This window comes from Nocardioides sp. N13(2025), from assembly GCF_051912545.1.
Taxonomy (GTDB): Bacteria; Actinomycetota; Actinomycetes; order Propionibacteriales; family Nocardioidaceae; genus Nocardioides.
Genome location: NZ_CP196809.1, coordinates 3,784,735 through 3,803,944, shown reverse-complemented (window position 1 = coordinate 3,803,944; position 19,210 = coordinate 3,784,735). Strand labels below are relative to the sequence as shown.

Genomic DNA, 19,210 nt, shown 5'->3' with positions numbered 1-19,210 from the left:
GTGTGGAGCCTAGAGGCCGACCCCGCCCCAGCCCGTCGGGTGGCCCGCCCGTGGGCAAGGTCTGGCTAACGTGGAGGCATGCCTTCGGTCACCCGCACCTTCACCACGTCCGCCTCCCCCGAGGCCGCCTACGCCTACCTCGCCGACTTCACCCACGCGGAGTCGTGGGACCCCGGCACCCGGACCTGCGTGCGGACCGCCGGCGACGGCGGCGTCGGCACGACGTACCGCAACGTCTCGTCCTTCCTCGGCCGCGAGGTGGAGCTCACCTACACGACGGCCGAGCTGGCGCCGCCCACCCGCGTCCACCTGCGCGGCCGCAACGAGTCGTTCGAGGGTCACGACATCTTCGAGATCCGGCCCTCGGGTCGCGGCGCGGAGGTCACCTACCGGGCCGACATGTCCTTCTCGGGGTTGTCGAAGCTGGCGTCGCCCGCCGTGGCGGCGTACCTCCCGATCCTGGCGAGGAAGACGGTCGACCAGCTCCGCGCCTGCCTGGACCGCGATGCCGGCTGAGCGCAGCCCGGCCCGACCTCAGTCCTTGACGACCCGCCTGGGCAGGACGCCCAGGAGGCCGCCGAGCACGACCACCGATCCGACCGCGCTCCAGGCGGCGGCCGTGCGGTCGTAGAGCACGTCGACGACGAGGAAGAGGATCCCGCCCAGCAGCAGGCCGATGAGGCCCAGGGCCACTGACGTCAGCACGTGACCGGCCTGGACGAGCTCCTCCTTCACGCCCTCACGGAAGACGTGCCGGTGGATCGCCACGGGCGCCAGCAGCACGCTGACGGTCGCGAACGCCAGGCACAGCAGCGCGACGTACCATCCACGCTGGAACGCGTCGAGCTCGCCGAAGCGCGACTGGAAGGGCAGGGTCGCGAGGAACCCGGCCAGCAGCTGCACGCCGGTCTGGCTGACCCGCAGCTCCTGGAGGATGTCGTTCCAGTTGCGGTCGGCGCGCTCCTGCGGGGTCTCGTCCCGTCGTCCCTTCGACACGCTCCGGAGGCTACTCAGGACGCCGCGGCCGCCCACCTCCCGACGGGTGAGCCGACCGCCCGGGGCCGGTGGCACGGTGGTGTGCATGGCTGGGAACAAGAAGAGGGACCCGGGCCCGTCGGTCAAGGACGCCGAGGTCTACGAGGCACTGCGTGACGACGGTGCGAGCAAGGAGAAGGCGGCCCGCATCGCCAACGCCTCCGCCGCCCAGGGGCGGTCGAAGGTCGGCGAGCGCGGCGGCGAGGCCAAGGACTACGACGACCGGACGGTCGAGGAGCTGCGCAAGCGTGCGGCCGAGCTCGACATCGAGGGCAGGTCGTCGATGTCGAAGGCCGAGCTGATCGACGCGCTCCGCAACCACTGACCCCAGGGTCGACCAGCCGGCGGCGTCAGCCCCGGCGGTCGAGCCGCGCCAGCGTCCGCAGCCACATCCGGTCGGCGTCGACGGCCGCAGTGGCCGGGCCGGCGGCCGCCGCGTCGACGAGGCGCTCGACCTCGGCAGGGGGTCGCGCACCCGCCCGGCGGGCGGCGTCGCAGAGCACGCGTGCGGCCACCACCACCGCGGGGCGGTGGGTGCTGATGACCGCCTCGAAGACCGGCTCCGCACCCGGGGCAGCCGGCACCTCCCAGGCCGACACGACCGCGGCATGGGACGGGCTCAGGGTGGCCACGCTCCACTCCCGGCGCAGCGGCGAGTCCGCGGGGAGCTGGCAGCGGGCCGGCCGCGCCGTCGGGTCGGCCGGGAGCTGCTCGTCGAAGTCGGCGACCACCGCGGCCCAGGACGCCGTACGCGCCAGCTCCTCCCAGCGGTGGCGCGACTGCTCGTAGCGGTGCCCCTCCTGGAAGGCACCCAGCACCACCGGTCGGTCGGCCCGGGCGAGCGACTCGTCCTCGACCGCGTGGGAGACCGCCAGCAGGGGGTGCCGGCCCAGCCGCTGCGGGCGCAGGTCCGGGAAGCGGGCCGCCAGTGCTGCGTGCACCGATGTCGCGTCGCCACCCTCGACACCCTGGGTCACCGCGTCGATCGCGAGCCGGAGCGGCACCCCGGTGTCGCGCACCTCGATCACCCGGCGCACCTGCTCCACGTCGTCGTCGGAGTAGCGGCGGTGCCCCGTCGCCGACCGCCCGCCGGCCGGGAAGCCGAACCGGTTGTCCCACGTGCGCAGGACCGCCGGGGTCAGTCCGGTCCGCGCGGCGAGCACGCCGATGCTGAATCCCTCGGCCGACCGGTCGTCCATCTCCGCCACCCTTCACCCCTTGTGCATGATGCTGAAAATAACCTATACATGACTGTAGAGGTTTTCACCACACACACCAGGAGACCCCCATGGGCAGCGTGATCCTCATCAGCACCGTCGCCATCATCGTCGCGATCGTCGGCTGCGCCGTGATCTGGAGGCTGGACGCCTCCCGCGCCGACGAGATCGAGCACACCAGGCCCGCCCCGGTCCCCCTTCCGTCGCCGGGCATCGCACCCTCCCCGCAGACCCCCCGCTCGCTGGGCGAGTGAGGCGCTGCCCCAGGCGGCGGACGGGCATCCCACCCGCACGGGTGTCGTGACCCGCGCACCCCCGTGGCAGGTTCGAGGTGACCGACCGGTCGCACCGACGTCACAGGAGGAACACGATGGGTCTCGACGACAAGATCGACAACAAGGCCGACGAGCTCAAGGGCAAGGCCAAGGAAGCCACCGGCAAGGCCACCGACGACGAGAAGCTCGAGGCCGAGGGCAAGGGCGACCAGATGGGCGCCAACCTCAAGCAGGCCGGCGAGAACGTCAAGGACGCCTTCAAGAGCTGACCGGCTCACCCACCCAGACGTGCCCCGCGTCGCCGGCATCGGCGACGAGCAGCAGGCCATCGCCGCCGGCGACCACCAACGTGTGGTCGCCGGCGGTCTGCGGTTCGAGGGGTACGTCGACCCGGCGCCAGTCGCGGCCGTCCTCGGTCCGCCACATCTCGTAGTGGTCGCCGGTGCTGAGCGTCGCGAGGACGCCGGCCGGCGTGCGCGCCAGCGAGGCGACGTACGGCGCCCCGTGCCACTCCTCGGCGACCGCGCCGAACACCACCGGATCCCGCCAGACCCCGTCCTCGCGGAGCCAGGCCGCGAACCGACCGGCGCTCAGGCCCACGGCGAGCAGTCGGTCGTCGTCGAGCGCGAGCACCCGGTGGACGTCCTGGGCGCCGTCCGCGGCCGGCATCTCCTCGGGCGTCCAGGTCAGCCCGTCCGGTGACGTCCACGCCAGCGGGTCGGGGTCGACGTGCTCGCCGGTCCGCGCGCCCGCGCCGACCACGACCCACTCCTCGCCCGCCCAGCCGCCGGCCTGGGCGAGCGACTGCAGGTCGCCGTCGTCGGTGAGGCCGGGCTCGGCCTCGACGCGGGTGAACTCGCGCGGGTCGTCCGTGACCCACACCCCCGGCCCCGACGTGCGGTTGCCGGTGATGAGCCAGCCGGTCGGGCCGCCCGCGACGGGCCCGACGTTGGTGGCGGTGACGCCGCCGTACTGGATGAAGGTGGTGCGCACGTCGACCAGCGTCCGCTCGTCCAGCCAGAAGGTCGTCACCCTCGGGTTGCCGTGGGCGCCTCCGGAACGGGCGCCGACCACGGCGATCCGGCCGCGCGAGCAGGCGACGGAGCCGAGGATCGCGCGGCGCCCCCAGTAGGTGCGCGCGTCCACCGGCACGGACGTCCACGTCATGCGGTCGGGGGAGAACCACGCGGCCGGGCGGGTGTCACGGGTCTCGGTCGGGTGGTCGAGGAAGACCGCCCCCACGACCCACCAGCCCTCACCGCACTGCACGGCATCGCGTACGACGGTGCGTCCCGGCGCGCCCTCAGGCGCCGGGAGCGGTTGCTCGACCCAGGAGAGCCGGACCCGCTCGGCCTCCGGCTCGGCGCTGGTGCACGCGGCCACCAGAACGGCGCCGAGGACCAGGACCAGGGCGGTGACGAGCCCGCGCGCCCTCGTGTGGTCCACCGGCCGATCCTCTCCGACCCGGCGCGCCACTGCCAGCCCCACACATGCGCGACCCCCGCCAGGGGTATACAAGTGCCGTGCCTGCTCCCGTCCGCAAGGTGGTTCGGCTGCGCGCGCTGCTGGTGACCGGCAGCGCGCTGCTGGTACTCACCGGCTGCGTCCCGGGCGAGCCCTCGGCGGCGGACTGGCGCTCGACGGCGCGCCAGACGCTCGAGGACTCGGTGAGCGAGGTGGAGTCCGTGGCGCTCGTCCTCGACCTCGAGTCCGGCGACCGGTTGCCCGGTCGCGCGGCACGGGTGGCCGCCGTGGAGTCCGAGGAGTCGCTGGCCAAGGCCGAGGAGACGCTCAGCACGCAGCAGCCGCCGAGCGACCTCCGCCGGGAGGACCGCACGGTCGCCGACCTGCTGGGCCGGGCCACCGACCTGGTCCGCGAGGCGCGCATCGCGATCACCGCGGGCCACGAGTCGTCGTACGACGGGCTGCGCGAGCGGCTGCTGGCCCTCTCCGACGACCTCGACGCCGAGCGGCAGGAGCTCGGGTGAAGCGCGTCTTCGCCGTCGCCCTGGGCATCCTCACCGCCATCGGCGGCTTCGTCGACATCGGCGACCTGGTGACCAACGCCCAGGTGGGGGCGCGGTTCGGCCTCTCCATCGCCCCCGCCGTCGTCATCGGCGTCGTCGGGATCTGCCTCTTCGCGGAGATGTCGGGCCGGGTGGCCGCGGTCAGCGGGCGCGCGACCTTCGACCTGGTGCGCGAGCGGCTCGGACCGCGGATCGGCCTGCTCAACCTGGCCGGGTCGATGGGCGTCACCTTCCTCACCTTCATCGCCGAGGTCGGCGGCGTCGCGCTGTCGCTGCAGCTGGTCAGCTCGGTCAGCGAGCTGCTGCTGGTGCCGTTCGTGGCACTGGCGGTCTGGCTGCTGCTGTGGCGGGCGAAGTTCAGCGCGATCGAGAACGTGCTCGGCCTGCTCGGCCTCTCGCTCATCGTCTTCGCCGTCGCGCTGTGGCAGCTCGGGCCGGACTGGGGAGCCCTCGCCCACCAGGCCGTCACCGTCGACAAGCCGGCCAGCGAGTCGTGGGCGACCTGGTGCTACTACGCCGTCGCGCTGTTCGGCGCCGCGATGACGCCGTACGAGGTGTTCTTCTTCTCCTCCGGCGGCGTCGAGGAGCGCTGGACCGCCAAGGACCTGGGCACCATGCGGGCCAACGTCTTCATCGGCTTCCCGCTCGGCGGGCTGCTCTCCCTGGCGATCGCCGGCTGCGCGGCGGTCGTGCTGCAGCCGCACGGGATCATGGTCGACACCCTCGGCGAGACCGCGCTGCCGATCGCGGAGGCGCTCGGCAAGATCGGCGTCGCGATCGCGGTGCTGGGCTTCGTCGCCGCCACCTTCGGCGCCGCGTGCGAGACCGGGCTGTCCGTCGGCTACTCGCTGATGCAGTACGTCGGCGGGCAGTGGGGCAAGTACGTCCGGCCCGAGGCGGCGGTCGCCTTCCACACCGTGCTGGTGCTGTGCTCGCTGGCCGCGGCCGCGGTGCTGCTGACCGGTGTCGACCCGATCGTCGTGACCGAGGTGTCGGTGGTGTTCTCGGCGGTCGCGCTGCCGCTGACCTACTTCCCGATCCTGGTGATCGCCAACGACCCCGACTACGTCGGCCGGCACGTCAACGGGCGCCTCACCAACGTCCTCGGGACGATCTACCTCGTGCTCATCGTGGTCGTGGCCGTGGCCGCGATCCCGCTGATGGTGATGACGGGGATGGGCGCATGAACGCCGGACTGCCGGGTGGCCGCTTCGCGGACGAGCTCGACCTCGCCCTCCACCTGCTCGACCGCCAGGTGCAGGACGCCGACGGCGCGCTGGTCGGCAAGGTCGACGACGTCGAGCTCACGCGCACCGACGACGGGATGCTCGTGGTGTCCGGCCTCCTCCTGGGCGCCAACGCCCTGCTGCCGCGGCTCTGGCGACGCGCGCACGAGCTCTGGGTGGCCGCGGCGCCGCAACGGCCCGGCCAGCACATCCCTGACCGCATCGACCTCGCGCTGGTGGAGCGGCTGGACAGCGGCGTACGCCTGCGCACCCGCCGCGCGGGCGCGGCTCCCCCGGCGCCGGCCCTGGACCCCGAGCGGGCCCGGCTGGGGCAGCTCCTCGGATCGCCGGTGACCTACGAGGGCGAGCCGGACGGACGCGTCATCGACGTCCGCGCGCGACCCGAGCCCGGGCGCGGCCTCGTGGTCCGCGAGCTCGTCGTGGGACGTGGCGGACCGGGCTCGCTGCTCGGCTACGACCGCAAGCCCGACATGGGCCCGTGGGCCGTCGCCGCCGTCGTACGCCTCCTGCACCGGGGCTCGTACGTCGCCGACGTGGCCGGCTGCGAGATCGACTGGACGCACGGCTCCGTCGCCGGCTCCGGTCCTCGTACGCCGATCGCGGAGGACCGCGAGCGCCGGGCGTCGCACGGGCCGGGCAAGCGGGTGCAGCCCGGGGACGAAGCGGACTAGAGGGCCCCGTCCGAGCGGGGCGGGAGGCCCCCACCTGCTCGTAGGCTCGCGGGATGATCCCCGACAGCGTTGCTGCGTTCATCGACGCCGAGGTCGCCGCCGCGACGACCCGCTACGACGACCTGCGGGTCGCCATCCTCAACGGCACCCTCAAACGCTCCCCGGAGCCGAGCCACACCGACGGGCTCCTCGCGATCACCCGGCGGGTGCTGGAGGGAGTCGGCGCCCGGGTCGACCTTGTCCGGCTCGTCGACCACGTCGTCCCGCCGGGGGTGATGCCCGACATGCGCGAGCACGGCTGGGAGACCGACGACTTCCCCGACATCTACCGCAGCATCATCGAGCCGGCCGACATCGTCGTCCTCGCCACCCCGATCTGGCTCGGCGACCAGTCGTCGATGACCCGGCTGGCGATCGAGCGGCTCTACGGCTGGTCCGGCGAGCTCAACGCCGCCGGCCAGTGGAGCTACTACGGCAAGGTCGGCGGCGTCGTGGTCACCGGCAACGAGGACGGCGGCAAGCACTGCGCGGCCCAGATGCTCTACGCGCTGAGCCACATCGGCTTCACGATCCCGCCCCAGGTCGACGCCTACTGGAACGGCGAGGCCGGCCCCGGGCCGTCGTACCTCGACGACAACCGGGGGGCGCAGAACCACTGGACCACGCGCAACACCGTCTTCGCCGCGTGGAACATGCTCCACGCGGCGCGCCGCCTCAAGGACGCCGGCGGCATCCCGGCCCACGGCACCAGCACGTTCAACTGGGACCTGTCGGACCCCGACCACCCGAACCCGGAGTACCGGTGACGTCTCCGACCTGATGTCGGTCGCCGCTCATAGGGTGGCGCCCGTGACCCTGCACCTGCACACCGCCGAGCGGACCGACGCGCTCGCCGACGGCCTGGCCGACCTGCTGGTCACCCCCCTGCCCGACCCGTTCGCCCGCGAGGTGGTCGTCGTGCCTGCCCGCGGGGTCGAGCGCTGGCTCACCCAGCGGCTCTCCCACCGGCTCGGCGTGGGCGCGCGCGGGGGCGACGGCGTGTGCGCCGGGGTCGACTTCGTCACCCCCCACTCGCTGGTGTCGATGCTGCTGGACCGCGACGCCGAGGACCCGTGGAGCCCCGACCGCCTGGCCTGGCCGCTGCTCGAGGTGATCGACCAGTGCCTCGACGAGCCGGGGTTCGAGGACCTCAGCCGCCACCTCGGCCACGGCGACCCGACCGACGAGCGCAGCGCCCGACGCTACGCCGTGGCGCGACGGCTGTCCGGGCTGTTGGCGTCCTACGCCGTCCAGCGACCCCGCCTGGTCCGTGACTGGCGTGCGGGCGAGGACACCGACGGCGCCAGCGGTGCGCTCGACCCCGACCTGCGCTGGCAGGCCGAGCTCTGGCGACGGCTGGTCGCCCGGGTCGAGGCGCCCGCCCCGGACGTACGCCATGCCTCGACGCTGGAGCGGCTGCGTGATGGCGCCCCCGGATCGGACCAGGGGCTCGACCTGCCCGGGCGGCTGTCGCTGTTCGGCCACACCCGGCTGCCAGTGACCGAGGTCGAGCTGCTCCGCGCGCTCGGCGAGCACCGCGACGTCCACCTCTGGCTGCCGCAGCCGTCCCACGTGCTGTGGCAGGCCCTCGCCCCGACCGCGGCCGCGGGCCCGGTCGCCCGCGCCGACGACGACTCGGCCGCGCTGGTGGGGCACCCGCTGTTGGCCTCGTTGGGCCGCGACGCGCGCGAGCTGCGGCGCACGCTGGGCGACCTGGCCGCCGAGCACGAGCCGGCCGGGCACGCCGACCCCACCACGCTCCTCGGCTGGCTGCAGGCCGACCTCCGGGCCAACCGCGCACCCGACCCGGCCACGCTGGCCGCCCGGGTGCGCGCGCCGCACGACCTGTCGGTGCAGGTGCACGGCTGCCACGGCACTGCCCGCCAGGTCGACGTGCTGCGCGAGGTGCTGGTCGGGCTGCTGCAGGACGACCCGAGCCTCGAGCCGCGCGACATCCTCGTCATGTGTCCCGACATCGAGACCTACGCGCCGCTCATCTCGGCCGGCTTCGGACTCGCCGACGTCGCCCAGGAGGACGTCGGGCACCCGGCCCACCGCCTGCGCGTGCGCCTGGCCGACCGGTCCCCCGGCGCGACCAACCCGCTGCTGGGCGTGGCCGCCGACCTGGTCGAGCTCGCCGCGGGGCGGATGACGGCGACCGCGGTGCTCGACCTCGCGGCCACCGAGCCGGTGCGCGCCCGCTTCGGCTTCACCGACGACCACCTCGAGCGGATGGCCCGCTGGGTCGACCAGGCCGCGATCCGCTGGGGCTACGACCGCGACCACCGGGGCGCCTTCGGGCTCGACCTCGACGCCAACACCTGGCTCGCCGGCCTGCAGCGGGTCCTGCTGGGCGCGGCGATGTCGGGCGACGGCCACCGCACCGTGGGCTGCACGCTCCCTCTCGACGACGTCGGTGACGGCCACCTCGAGCTGGTCGGCAGCTTCGTGGAGATGGTCGACCGGCTGCACACCTTCGTCCGCGCCGCGACGGACGCCTCATCTGTCGCCGACTGGACCACCGCGCTCGGCCGGGCAGTGCACGGGCTCACGGCGAGCGGACCCGACGACGCCTGGCGGGTGGCGCAGTTCGACCGGGAGCTCGCGCGGATCTCGGCCGGCGTCGGCGACCACGAGACCCGCCTGCGCCACGCCGACGTACGAGCCCTCCTGCGGCACCGGCTGCGCGGACGGCCGACCCGGAGCAACTTCCGCACCGGCACGCTGACGGTCTGCACGATGGTGCCGATGCGGTCGGTGCCGCACCGGGTGGTCTGCCTGGTCGGGCTCGACGACGGCGTCTTCCCCCGGCTGGAGTCCGTCGACGGCGACGACGTGCTGGCCCGTCGACCCAGGACGGGCGAGCGCGACGTCCGCTCCGAGGACCGGCAGCTGCTCCTCGACGCGATCGGGGCGGCGACCGAGACGCTGGTCATCACCTACGCCGGCCGCGGCGAGCACACCAACGACGACAAGCCGCCGGCGGTGCCGCTGGGCGAGCTGCTCGACGCCCTCGACCGCACGGCCAGCGCGCCGGTCCGCGGAGACGTGGTGCTCCACCACCCGCTCCAGCCGTTCGACGAGGCCAACCTGACCTCCGGTGCGCTCGTCCGGGCCGACAGCCGACCCTTCTCCTTCGACCGCACCGCGCTGGCGGGCGCCCGGGCGGCGCGTGCGCCCCGCCCCGTGCCGCCGTCGCTGGTGCCCGTGCCGCTGCGCGCCCCCGACGTGGCCGAGGAAGTCTCGCTGAGCGACCTCCACGACTTCTTCGCCCACCCCGTGCGCAGCTTCCTGCGGCAGCGGCTGCGCGTGACGACGCCCTACGACGTCGACGAGACCAAGGACGCCATCCCGATCACCCTCGACGGCCTGGAGAAGTGGCAGGTGGGCGACCGGCTCGTGCACGACGTGCTGGCCGGCGGCGACCCGCAGGCGGCGATGCTCGCCGAGCAGCTCCGCGGGCTGCTGCCCCCGGAGGACCTCGGTGCGGCGATGCTGACCGACATCGTCACGCGGGTGCGCCCGCTGGTCGAGGCCGCCACCCCGCTGCGCTCCGGTCCCTCGCGCACCCTCGACGTCGACATCGACCTCGGCGACCGCCGCCTCACCGGCACCGTCTCGGGCGTCTTCGGCAACAACCTCGTCGCCGTGAGCTACTCCAGCCTCGGCGCCAAGCACCGGCTCGCCGCCTGGCTCGACGCCCTCGCGCTCGCGGCCGGCCACCCCGACGAGAACTGGACGGCCCACACCATCGGCCGTTGGGGCAGGTCCGGCCGGCGGGCGCTCGTCTCGCCGATGACCGACGACGACGCGCGCACGATCCTCCGCGACCTCGTCGCGGTGATGGAGCGCGGCCAGTGCGAGCCGCTGCCCTTGCCGATCAAGACCAGCCTGGCCTTCGCCGAGGAGTTCGCGATCGGCCAGCGGGGACCCGCCGACCCCGACCTCAAGGCCCGCGGCGAGTGGGTGACCCCCCGCTTCAACGACACCGGCTTCCCGAAGGAGGACGGCGACCAGTGGCACGTCCGCGCGTGGGGCGAGGCCGCCCCCTACGACCTGCTCGCCGCACCGCTCCTCCCCGGCGAGGAAGGTCCTGCGCCGCACCGGCTCGGCCACTACGCGCTCCGGGTCTGGTCGCCGCTGCTGTCGCACGAGCTGGTGCGGGGGATCTGACATGACCCTGCCGATGGACACCTTCGACATCTGCGGCCCGCTGCCGACCGGCACCACCCTGCTCGAGGCCAGCGCCGGCACCGGCAAGACGTGGACGATCGCCGCCCTCGTCACCCGCTACCTCGCCGAGGGCGTCGCGACCCTCGAGGAGATGCTCGTCGTGACGTTCACCCGTGCGGCGAGCCAGGAGCTGCGCGACCGCGTACGCCGCCAGCTCGACGACGCCGCCGCAGTGCTCGCCGACCCGGCGACCGCCGACCCGGCCAACCGGCTGCACGAGTGGCTGCTCGACGCCCACGAGTCCGAGCGCACGGTCCGGCTCGGCCGGCTCACCGACGCGCTGACGTCGTTCGACGCCGCCACGATCGCGACGATCCACCAGTTCTGCCAGCAGGTGCTCCGCAGCCTCGGCGTGGCCGGCGACACCGACACCGGAGCCGTGCTCGTCGAGGACCTCGAGCAGCTGACCACCGAGGTCACCGACGACCGCTACCTCCACCTCTTCGCCCGGCGGGAGCAGGCGGCGTGGAGCCGCGAGGAGGCCCTCGCCATCGCGCGCGCGGTGGTCGACGACCCTCGCGCACGGGTCGCTCCGCAGGAGGCACTGGCCGAGGACCCCGACGGTGGGGCGGCCGCGCGCGTGCGGTTCGCCTGCGAGGTGCTCGACGAGATCGACCGGCGCAAGCGACGCCTCGGCGTGCTCTCCTACGACGACCTCCTCGGCCAGCTCGCCGACGCCCTCGGACCGGACGACTCCCCCGCCCGGTCGCGGATGCGGCAGCGCTGGAAGGTCGCGCTGATCGACGAGTTCCAGGACACCGACCCGGTGCAGTGGCAGGTCTTCGAGCGCGCCTTCCACGGCGTCTCGACGCTGGTGCTGATCGGCGATCCCAAGCAGGCCATCTACGCCTTCCGCGGCGGCGACATCGTCACCTACCTCGACGCCGCCGAGCAGGCCACGACCCGGCAGACGCTCGGGGTCAACTGGCGCGCCGACCAGCCGCTGCTCGAGTCGCTCCACGTGCTCGTCGAGGGCGCCGCGCTCGGCGACGAGCGGATCTCCGTGCACCCCGTCACCGCGCACCACGCGTCGTCGCGGCTGGACGGGGCCGGGCCTCCGTTCCGCCTGAGGGTGGTCCGCCACGAGGAGCTGGGCCGCAAGAAGCCGCGCATCGGCGACTGGCGCTCGCACGTGCTCACCGACCTGGCCGCCGACGTCAAGCGGCTGCTCACCAGCGGCGCGACCGTCGGCACCGGGGACGACCGGCGCCCGGTTGAGCCGAAGGACGTCGCGGTCCTCGCCGCCCGCCGGGCCGACCTGCTCGCCGCGCAGGACGCGCTGGCCGCCGTCGGCGTACCCGCCGTGCTCAACGCGGGCGGGTCGGTCTTCAAGACCGCGGCCGCCACGCAGTGGCTCACCCTGCTCGAGGCGCTCGAGCAGCCACACCGCGCCGACCGGGTGCGGGCCGCGGCGCTGACCGACTTCTTCGGCCGCAGCGCCGAGGAGCTCCAGGCCGACCCCGACCCGACCGACGCCCTCAGCGACCACGTACGCCGCCTCGCCGACGTGTTCGCGGCCCGCGGCGTCGCCGCCGTGCTGGAGTGCGCGGTGCTCGACGGGCTCACCGCCCGGGTGCTCGGCCGCGTCGGCGGCGAGCGGACGCTGACCGACCTGCGCCACATCGGCGAGGCGCTGCACAAGGTGACGGTCGACGAGCGGTTCGGCGTGGTCGGGCTGCTCGGCTGGCTGCGCGCCCAGGTCGCCGACGACAAGATCGAGGTCGCCTCGGAGCGGACCCGCCGCCTCGACTCCGACGCCGCTGCCGTGCAGCTGGTGACGATCCACGGCAGCAAGGGACTCGAGTACCCCATCGTCTACCTCCCCACCCTGTGGGACCGGTGGGTGCGCGACGAGGACGTGCCGCTCTTCCACGACGCCGACGGCGAGCGGTGCCGCGACGTCGGTGGGCCGAGCAGGTGGCGCGACGCGGCCGTGGCCCGGAGCCGGCACGAGGACGCCGGCGAGTCCCTCCGACTGCTCTACGTCGCCCTGACGCGGGCCCAGTCGCAGGTGGTCGCGTGGTACTGCCCGACCGCCAACAACACCGCCCCCGCACCGCTCCACCGGATGCTGTTCGGCCGCGCCCCGGGCCACCCCGGGGTCAACGACGAGCAGCCCGTGCTCGGTGACGACGAGGTCGTGGAGATCCTCGGCCGCTGGAAGGCCGCCGGCGGCCCGCAGCCCGAGCTCGCCCGGCCCGGCGTCGTCGACACGACCCCGATCGACCGTCCGCTCCCGGCGCTGTCGGTGCGCTCCTTCGAGCGTGCCGTCGACACCGACTGGCGCCGCACCTCCTACTCCGCCCTCGCCGCGGCCGGCGCCCCGCACGCGGGCGCGCCCGACCGGGTGCTCTCCGAGCCCGACGACGCCCCCGAGCTCGACGACACCGACCTGTCCGTGCTCGACGAGGACGCGCCTGCTCCCGAGACCGACCTCGCGCTGACGGCCGTGCCCTCGCCGATGGCCGACCTGCCGGTGGGTGCGGAGTTCGGGTCGCTGGTCCACGAGGTGCTCGAGCACGCCGACCCCGCCTCCCCCGACCTGCGGGCCGAGCTGCTCGCCCAGATCGAGGAGCACCGGGCCTGGTGGGCGGTCGAGGTCGACGCCGAGGTGCTCGCCGACGCCCTCGTCGCGGTCTGCGACTCGCCGCTCGGCCCACTCGCCGGCGGCCTCACCCTGCGCGACATCCACGTGCCCGACCGGCTGCGCGAGCTCGACTTCGAGGTGCCGCTGGCGGGTGGGGACCTCGCGCGGCGCGGTCCCGCCGCCCAGGTGGTGCTCGGCGATCTCGGCCCGCTGCTGCGCGCTCACCTGCCGGCTGGCGATCCCCTGCTGGCGTTCGCCGAGACGCTCGAGGGCGATCGCGACCTCGCCGGCCAGCGACTGCTCGGCTACCTCACCGGCTCCATCGACGTCGTCGTCCGGGTCCCGGTCGAGGGCCGCACCCGCTACCTGACCATCGACTACAAGACCAACTGGCTGGGCGACCGGGCCGCGCCGGCGACGGCCTTCGACTACCGCCCCGCCGTCCTCGACGAGGCGATGGGCCACTCCGACTACCCGCTCCAGGCGCTGCTCTACACCGTGGTGCTCCACCGCTACCTGCGCTGGCGGCTCCCCGACTACGACCCGGGTGAGCACCTCGGTGGCGTGCTGTACCTCTACCTCCGCGGGATGTGCGGACCGCAGACGCCGAGCGTCGACGGTCGGCCGTGCGGGGTGTTCTCGTGGCAGCCGCCGGTCGCCCTGGTGACCGCGCTGTCCGACCTGCTGGACGGAGCGACACCATGAGCACCCCACGACGTTCTTCTCCGCCGCTTCGCTCCCCCGAACAACGCCGCAGGGACCCCGCATGACCGACCTCTTCGAGCCCGTCGACGCCACCGACGCGCGCCTCGCCCTCGGCGCGACGGGACTGCTCGCGCACTTCAACGCGGCCGGCGTGCTGACCAGCGCCGACGTCCACGTCGCCGCCGCCCTCGGCCGGTTGGGCCGGGAGACCGACGAGCAGGTGCTGCTGGCCGTCGCCCTCGCCGTGCGCGCGGTCCGGGCTGGATCGGTCGCCCTCGACCTCGCGACCGTCGCCGACCCGCCCGACCTGCCCTGGCCGGCGGCACCCGGCTGGGCTGCTGCGGTGGCCGCCAGCCCGCTCGTGGCGGCCGGGCTCGTGCGGTGGGACAACGACCTGCTCTACCTCGACCGCTACCACGAGCAGGAGACCCAGGTCGTCGACGACCTGCTCTCGCGCGCCGCCACCTCGCCGGACCACGACCCCGACCGGATGGCCGCGTCGATGGCCCGCCTGGTGGCCGCGATGCAGCAGGCCCGCCCGGGGACGACGTACGACGAGCAGGTGGAGGCGTGCCTGTCGGCGGCCGGCCAGTGGACGACGGTCCTCACCGGCGGGCCGGGCACCGGCAAGACGACGGCCGTGGCGAGCCTGCTGGTCGGCCTGCTCGACCAGCACCCCGGCGGGCTGCGCATCGCGCTCGCCGCCCCGACCGGCAAGGCGGCCGCCCGCCTCCAGCAGGCGGTGCATGCCGAGGCCGAGGCCTTCGACGAGGCCGACCAGGCGCGGCTGGCCGGCGTGAGCGCCTCGACCCTCCACCGGCTGCTGCGGCCCGACCCGGGCAACTCCACCCGCTTCCGGCACCACCGCGGCAACCGGCTGCCGCACGACGTCGTGGTGGTCGACGAGTCGTCGATGGTCTCGCTCACCCAGATGGCGCGCCTGCTCGAGGCGGTGCGGCCCGACGCGCGACTCGTCCTCGTCGGCGACCCGCACCAGCTCTCCTCGGTCGAGGCCGGCGCCGTGCTGAGCGACGTGGTCCGCGGCTTCCACGAACGGTCCGACTCCCCCGTCGCCGAACTGCGCAGCACGCACCGCTTCGGCGAGCAGATCCGTGCCCTGGCCGAGGCGCTGCGCACGGGCGACGCCGACGGCGCGCTGGCCGTGCTGTCCGCCGGGCACGAGGCCGTGGAGTGGGTGGACGAGGCCGATCCGGCGCCGCGCATCCGCACCACCGCGCTCGCCGCCGCCCTGGCCGTCCGCGACGCCGCCGAGCGGGGCGACGTCCCAGGTGCGCTGACGGCGCTCGACCACCACCGGCTCCTGTGCGCGCACCGCGACGGCCCCTTCGGCGTACGCCACTGGAACCGTCGCATCGAGCACTGGCTGACCGCCGAGACCGGCGACCCGCTGCACGAGCGGGCCTACGTCGGCCGGCCGTTGCTCGTCACCGCCAACGACCACCAGCTCGGCGTCTACAACGGTGACAGCGGCGTGGTGGTGCTCACTCCCGAGGGTCCGCGGGCGGTGATCGCGGCCAGCGACGGTCCGCGCGACCTGGCGCCGTCGCGCCTGGGTGACGTGGAGACCATGCACGCGATGACGATCCACAAGTCGCAGGGCTCGCAGGCAGAGGTCGTGACCGTGCTGCTGCCCGACGCGGAGTCGCGGCTGCTCTCGCGCGAGCTCTTCTACACCGCCGTCACCCGGGCGCGGAAACGCGTGCGGGTGGTCGGCTCCGAGGCGTCGATCCGGGCCGCGATCGGTCGTCGTGCCCAGCGCGCGAGCGGGCTCGCCGTACGCCTCGCCGCCGCCCCCTGAGCCCCGTCCCGCGGACGCGCACCCGAAACGTGCCGGACACAGAATCCGGATAACCTCGTCGCATGCCGTACCTCATGCGCGTCGAGCTGCCCGACGTCCCCGGGTCGCTCGGCCGCGTTGCGGGCGCGATCGGTGAGGCCGGCGGCGACATCGAGGCGATCGAGATCGTCGAGAAGCGCGACGGCTTCGCGGTCGACGACGTGCTCCTCGAGATGGCTCCGGGCACGATGCCCGACTCGGTCGTCTCGGCCTGCTCCATCCTCGACGGCGTCAGCGTGCTGTGGATCAACCGCTACGCCGCCGGCGGCAACCTGTTCCTCGACCTCGAGGTCGTCGAGTCCCTGACCGAGGACCCGTCCACGGCCCGCGACCGCCTCGTCGACCTGCTGCCGATGGCCTTCAAGGTGGACTGGGCCGCGCGCATCCGGCCCGACGGCGACACCGTCAAGGTCGTGCACGCCACCGACGCGGCGCCGAGCGAGTTCGACCTCGGCACGATCAGCTCCCCGACCCGGCTCCCCGGCGACGAGGTCTACGTCGAGTGCGCGGCCCCCTTCGCCGGCGACGTCGTGCTGATGGGCCGACGCGGCGGCCCGGAGTTCCTCGACTCCGAGCTCGCCCGGCTCGAGCACCTTCTCGGCCTGGCGATCACGATCAGCCGCGACTGACACCTCGCGAGCGGGCACTTCCTCGCGCTGAAACCCAGCGAGCGGGCACTTCCTCGCGCTGACACCCGGCGAGCGGGCACTTCCTCGCGCTGAAACCCAGCGAGCGGGCACTTCCTCGCGATCAAGTCCGCGGTCGATGGGGGACGAAGTGCCCGGTCAGCGCTGTGCAGCGCGAGGAAGTGCCCGGTCAGCGCTGTGCAGCGCGAGGAAGTGCCCGGTCAGCGCTGTGCAGCGCGAGGAAGCGCCCGGTCAGGCGACCGACTTGATCCGGGTCACGAAGACCGACCCGAGCACGCAGAGAGCGAAGCCGACGAGGTAGACCACGCCGTAGCCGAGGGACCAGCCCTCGCCGTGGGTGGCCACCGACCCGCCGAGCTCGCGGACGAGCACCAGGATCAGCCCGGCGATCGCGGGGGCGAGCACCTGGGGCAGGGCGGAGGCGATGTTGATGACGCCGAGGTCCTTGGCCCGGTCGCCGGCCCCGGGCAGGACCTGCGTGATGAGCGCGAAGTCGACCGCCTGGTAGACCCCGAAACCGGCGCCGAGGACGACGGCGGCGAGCAGCGCGCCGGGCCAGTCCTGCCAGAGGCCGAGCACCAGCGAGCTCGCCCCGATGAGCACGCCCGACCAGATCACGAAGACCTTCCGCCTGCCGACGCGGTCGCTCCAGTGCCCGACCACGACGGTGGCCGCGACGGTGGCGACGCCGTAGATCAGCACGAGCAGGCCGAGCTTGGCGGTGGCGTCGTCGTCGTTGAAGCCGAGGCCGTCGGTGAGGAAGTAGTAGAGGTAGTTGAGCGCGATCCAGTTGCCGAGGTTGACCAGGAGCCGGGTCAGCCACGCCCACGCGAAGTCGGGGTGCTCGCGAGGCGAGACCCACAGCGAGCGGAGCAACCGCGTCCACCGAAACGGCTCGAGGTGGTGGTCGGCCGGGAGCGCGACGTCGCGGGAGCCGATCAGGTAGGGCACCGACAGCAGCAGCATCACCACGGCGATGACGAGGTAGCCCTGGGCGATCGACCCGGTCAGCTCGGCGATCTTGATGCCGAGCAGCACGCCGACGGTGCCGGCGATGGCGACGAGCCCACCGATCAGGCCCCGCCGCTCGACCGGCACCTGGTCGGGCACCGCAGCGACACCACCGGCCCACGCGGCGTTGAGGGCGAGCTGGACGAGGCTCCACGCCACGACCATCAGCACCGCTCCCTCCGCCCACGACAGGAGGAGGAGCGAGGCCGCGCCGAGGACCACCCCGCTGAGCACCCACGGCACCCGCCTGCCGAGGCGCGACCGGGTCCGGTCGGAGAACGCACCCCACACGGGGTTGGCGAGCATCGACACCGCCGCGCCGGTGAAGAGCACGACCGCGAGCAGCAGCTCCTTGCTCATGCCGCCCGGCTCGGCGTCCGCGATCCGGTCGGCCTGCTGCGCGAGCAGCACCTGGATCGGACCGAACCAGCCGGCCATCACGCCCAGGTTGAGCAGCACCAGGGCGCCGACCCATCGGGCCGGGGGTGCCTCGACCGGCTCGTCGAAGGCCGATCTGGTTGCCGCCTGGGTGGTCACGGCGTCATTGTGGGGCCAAGCCGTCCCCCGCGACAGGGGTACGACGACGCGTCAGCGGTGCAGCGGCGGCATCCCGCTGCCGGCCCGGAGCCGCGCGCCGTCCAGCATCTGCCCGACCGCGTGTGCGGCGTCGTGCTCGGGACGCCAGCCGAGCTCGCGGGCGGCGCGCTCCGACGACATCAGCGGCACGTGCATCAGGGCGTCGAAGAGGCTGCCCGGGACGGGAAGGGCGCGGGCCCGCCAGCCCACTGCCATCGCGCCGCTCACGAGACCGGGCGGGACCGGGACGGTCCGGGCCCCGACGAGCTCGCCGAGCTCGTCGCGGCGCAGCACGCCCTCGGCGGCGAGGTTGAAGGGGCCGCTGACCGGCCGTTCGACTGCGGCCGTCACGGCTCGGCCGACGTCGCCGGACTGCACGGCCTGGAGCCGCAGCCCCGTCGGCACGGGCAGCGCCGGGATGCGGCGCACGTCGAACATCCAGGGCCGTGCCAGCGCGCCCCCGAAGATGCGGCGCTGCTCGCTGGCGGCGGAGCGCTGGAACACGAACGCGGGCCGGAGCCTGACGACCCTGGTCTGCGGGTGCCCTGCTTCGAAGTCGTCGAGGAGCCGCTCGACGTAAGCCTTCTCGCGGCAGTACGCCGCACCGGAGGCGCCGTCGGTGGCCCAGGACTCCGTGACGGGTTCGTCGTGGTCCACCGGCGAGTACGCCGCCACCGAGGAGGCGCACACGACCGCCGGCACGCCCGCGCGGCTGCAGGCGTCCAGCACCCGGCGGGTGCCCACGACGTTGGTCTGCCAGGTGACCTCAGGGCGATGGGTGGGCTGGAAGCGCCACGCCAGGTGCACCACGGCGTCGGCGCCCTCGAGGTGCGGGGCGAGGTCGTCGGTCGCGACGTCGGCGGCCACCCACGCCACCGATCCCTGGCCCGAGCCGATGCCGTCCGGACGCCTCCGGGCGAGACCGCGCACGTCGTGGCCGGCGTGCGCCAGCTCGCGGACGCATGCGCTGCCGATGTTGCCGGATGCTCCCGTTACCACGACGTCCATGTGGGTGCCGTACCCCCTCACCGGGCGCACATGCGGTGCCTGAGCTGCGGCTACCCTCACGAGCCCCGAAGCGG

Annotated in this window: 17 protein-coding genes; 12 read left to right on the top strand and 5 right to left on the bottom strand. The window is 74.1% G+C overall.

Translation table 11 applies throughout. The features are described 5' to 3' along the window. The first annotated feature begins 78 nt into the window (after positions 1-78). On the top strand, positions 79-516 hold the full coding sequence (locus ACS3YM_RS18425) for an SRPBCC family protein (RefSeq protein WP_439937892.1): 438 nt from the start codon (positions 79-81) through the stop codon (positions 514-516). 18 nt (positions 517-534) lie between these two features. On the opposite strand, the gene ACS3YM_RS18420 is transcribed toward ACS3YM_RS18425, so the two are convergent. After that, positions 535-996, bottom strand: a complete 462-nt coding sequence (locus ACS3YM_RS18420; protein WP_439937891.1) for a DUF6328 family protein — start codon at positions 994-996, stop codon at positions 535-537. Between the two features lie 85 nt (positions 997-1,081). Between ACS3YM_RS18420 and ACS3YM_RS18415 the strand changes: the two genes are divergently transcribed. Then, positions 1,082-1,360 carry a DUF7218 family protein gene (locus tag ACS3YM_RS18415; protein ID WP_439937890.1) on the top strand — a complete coding sequence of 93 codons (279 nt, stop codon included), beginning with the start codon at positions 1,082-1,084 and terminating at the stop codon, positions 1,358-1,360. A gap of 25 nt (positions 1,361-1,385) precedes the next feature. Here the strand turns inward: ACS3YM_RS18415 and ACS3YM_RS18410 are convergent, their stop codons facing one another. After that, entirely contained in the window at positions 1,386-2,234 is an 849-nt protein-coding gene (locus tag ACS3YM_RS18410; RefSeq protein ID WP_439937889.1) for a DICT sensory domain-containing protein, read from the bottom strand. Between the two features lie 89 nt (positions 2,235-2,323). Between ACS3YM_RS18410 and ACS3YM_RS18405 the strand changes: the two genes are divergently transcribed. Continuing rightward, a complete protein-coding gene (locus ACS3YM_RS18405; protein ID WP_439937888.1) occupies positions 2,324-2,506 on the top strand; it encodes a hypothetical protein in 183 nt (60 codons plus the stop codon). A gap of 116 nt (positions 2,507-2,622) precedes the next feature. After that, positions 2,623-2,796 (top strand): CsbD family protein, encoded by a 174-nt coding sequence (locus tag ACS3YM_RS18400; protein WP_439937887.1) that lies wholly within the window; start codon positions 2,623-2,625, stop codon positions 2,794-2,796. Here ACS3YM_RS18400 and ACS3YM_RS18395 read toward each other — a convergent pair. Further along, positions 2,786-3,973, bottom strand: a complete 1,188-nt coding sequence (locus ACS3YM_RS18395; protein WP_439937886.1) for a hypothetical protein — start codon at positions 3,971-3,973, stop codon at positions 2,786-2,788. The genes ACS3YM_RS18400 and ACS3YM_RS18395 overlap by 11 nt on opposite strands. 77 nt (positions 3,974-4,050) lie before the next feature. On the opposite strand from ACS3YM_RS18395, the gene ACS3YM_RS18390 reads away from it, so the two are divergent. The 8 genes from ACS3YM_RS18390 (at position 4,051) to ACS3YM_RS18355 (ending at position 16,523) form a co-directional block, all read left to right on the top strand. After that, the gene (locus ACS3YM_RS18390; protein WP_439937885.1) at positions 4,051-4,515 is read left to right on the top strand and encodes a hypothetical protein; all 465 of its coding nucleotides are present in this window, start codon (positions 4,051-4,053) and stop codon (positions 4,513-4,515) included. Beyond that, the gene (locus tag ACS3YM_RS18385; protein WP_439937884.1) at positions 4,512-5,741 is read left to right on the top strand and encodes an NRAMP family divalent metal transporter; all 1,230 of its coding nucleotides are present in this window, start codon (positions 4,512-4,514) and stop codon (positions 5,739-5,741) included. The genes ACS3YM_RS18390 and ACS3YM_RS18385 overlap by 4 nt, the downstream gene beginning before the upstream one ends. Next, the gene (locus tag ACS3YM_RS18380) at positions 5,738-6,472 is read left to right on the top strand and encodes a hypothetical protein (RefSeq protein ID WP_439937883.1); all 735 of its coding nucleotides are present in this window, start codon (positions 5,738-5,740) and stop codon (positions 6,470-6,472) included. The genes ACS3YM_RS18385 and ACS3YM_RS18380 overlap by 4 nt, the downstream gene beginning before the upstream one ends. Positions 6,473-6,525: 53 nt before the next feature. Further along, positions 6,526-7,278, top strand: a complete 753-nt coding sequence (locus ACS3YM_RS18375) for a flavodoxin family protein (protein ID WP_439937882.1) — start codon at positions 6,526-6,528, stop codon at positions 7,276-7,278. Between the two features lie 43 nt (positions 7,279-7,321). Beyond that, positions 7,322-10,684: an exodeoxyribonuclease V subunit gamma gene (gene recC / locus ACS3YM_RS18370; RefSeq protein ID WP_439937881.1), complete on the top strand. Its 3,363-nt coding sequence runs from the start codon at positions 7,322-7,324 to the stop codon at positions 10,682-10,684. A gap of 13 nt (positions 10,685-10,697) precedes the next feature. Next, entirely contained in the window at positions 10,698-14,036 is a 3,339-nt protein-coding gene (locus ACS3YM_RS18365) for a UvrD-helicase domain-containing protein (RefSeq protein WP_439939926.1), read from the top strand. Positions 14,037-14,097: 61 nt separating this feature from the next. Beyond that, on the top strand, positions 14,098-15,855 hold the full coding sequence (gene recD, locus ACS3YM_RS18360; RefSeq protein ID WP_439937880.1) for an exodeoxyribonuclease V subunit alpha: 1,758 nt from the start codon (positions 14,098-14,100) through the stop codon (positions 15,853-15,855). A gap of 62 nt (positions 15,856-15,917) precedes the next feature. Beyond that, a complete protein-coding gene (locus ACS3YM_RS18355; RefSeq protein ID WP_439937879.1) occupies positions 15,918-16,523 on the top strand; it encodes an ACT domain-containing protein in 606 nt (201 codons plus the stop codon). Positions 16,524-16,772: 249 nt separating this feature from the next. On the opposite strand, the gene ACS3YM_RS18350 is transcribed toward ACS3YM_RS18355, so the two are convergent. Continuing rightward, entirely contained in the window at positions 16,773-18,089 is a 1,317-nt protein-coding gene (locus ACS3YM_RS18350; RefSeq protein WP_439937878.1) for an MFS transporter, read from the bottom strand. Positions 18,090-18,140: 51 nt separating this feature from the next. After that, a complete protein-coding gene (locus ACS3YM_RS18345) occupies positions 18,141-19,136 on the bottom strand; it encodes an NAD-dependent epimerase/dehydratase family protein (protein ID WP_439937877.1) in 996 nt (331 codons plus the stop codon). Between the last annotated feature and the right edge of the window lie 74 nt (positions 19,137-19,210).

Excerpts from the sequence above, each read along its gene's own strand:
- ACS3YM_RS18425 (WP_439937892.1), top strand. The coding sequence starts at position 79 with ATGCCTTCGGTCACCCGCACCTTCACCACGTCCGCCTCCCCCGAGGCC.
- ACS3YM_RS18415 (WP_439937890.1), top strand. The coding sequence starts at position 1,082 with ATGGCTGGGAACAAGAAGAGGGACCCGGGCCCGTCGGTCAAGGACGCC.
- ACS3YM_RS18410 (WP_439937889.1), bottom strand. The coding sequence starts at position 2,234 with ATGGACGACCGGTCGGCCGAGGGATTCAGCATCGGCGTGCTCGCCGCG.
- ACS3YM_RS18405 (WP_439937888.1), top strand. The coding sequence starts at position 2,324 with ATGGGCAGCGTGATCCTCATCAGCACCGTCGCCATCATCGTCGCGATC.
- ACS3YM_RS18400 (WP_439937887.1), top strand. The coding sequence starts at position 2,623 with ATGGGTCTCGACGACAAGATCGACAACAAGGCCGACGAGCTCAAGGGC.
- ACS3YM_RS18380 (WP_439937883.1), top strand. The coding sequence starts at position 5,738 with ATGAACGCCGGACTGCCGGGTGGCCGCTTCGCGGACGAGCTCGACCTC.
- ACS3YM_RS18375 (WP_439937882.1), top strand. The coding sequence starts at position 6,526 with ATGATCCCCGACAGCGTTGCTGCGTTCATCGACGCCGAGGTCGCCGCC.
- ACS3YM_RS18365 (WP_439939926.1), top strand. The coding sequence starts at position 10,698 with ATGGACACCTTCGACATCTGCGGCCCGCTGCCGACCGGCACCACCCTG.
- recD (WP_439937880.1), top strand. The coding sequence starts at position 14,098 with ATGACCGACCTCTTCGAGCCCGTCGACGCCACCGACGCGCGCCTCGCC.
- ACS3YM_RS18355 (WP_439937879.1), top strand. The coding sequence starts at position 15,918 with ATGCCGTACCTCATGCGCGTCGAGCTGCCCGACGTCCCCGGGTCGCTC.
- ACS3YM_RS18345 (WP_439937877.1), bottom strand. The coding sequence starts at position 19,136 with ATGGACGTCGTGGTAACGGGAGCATCCGGCAACATCGGCAGCGCATGC.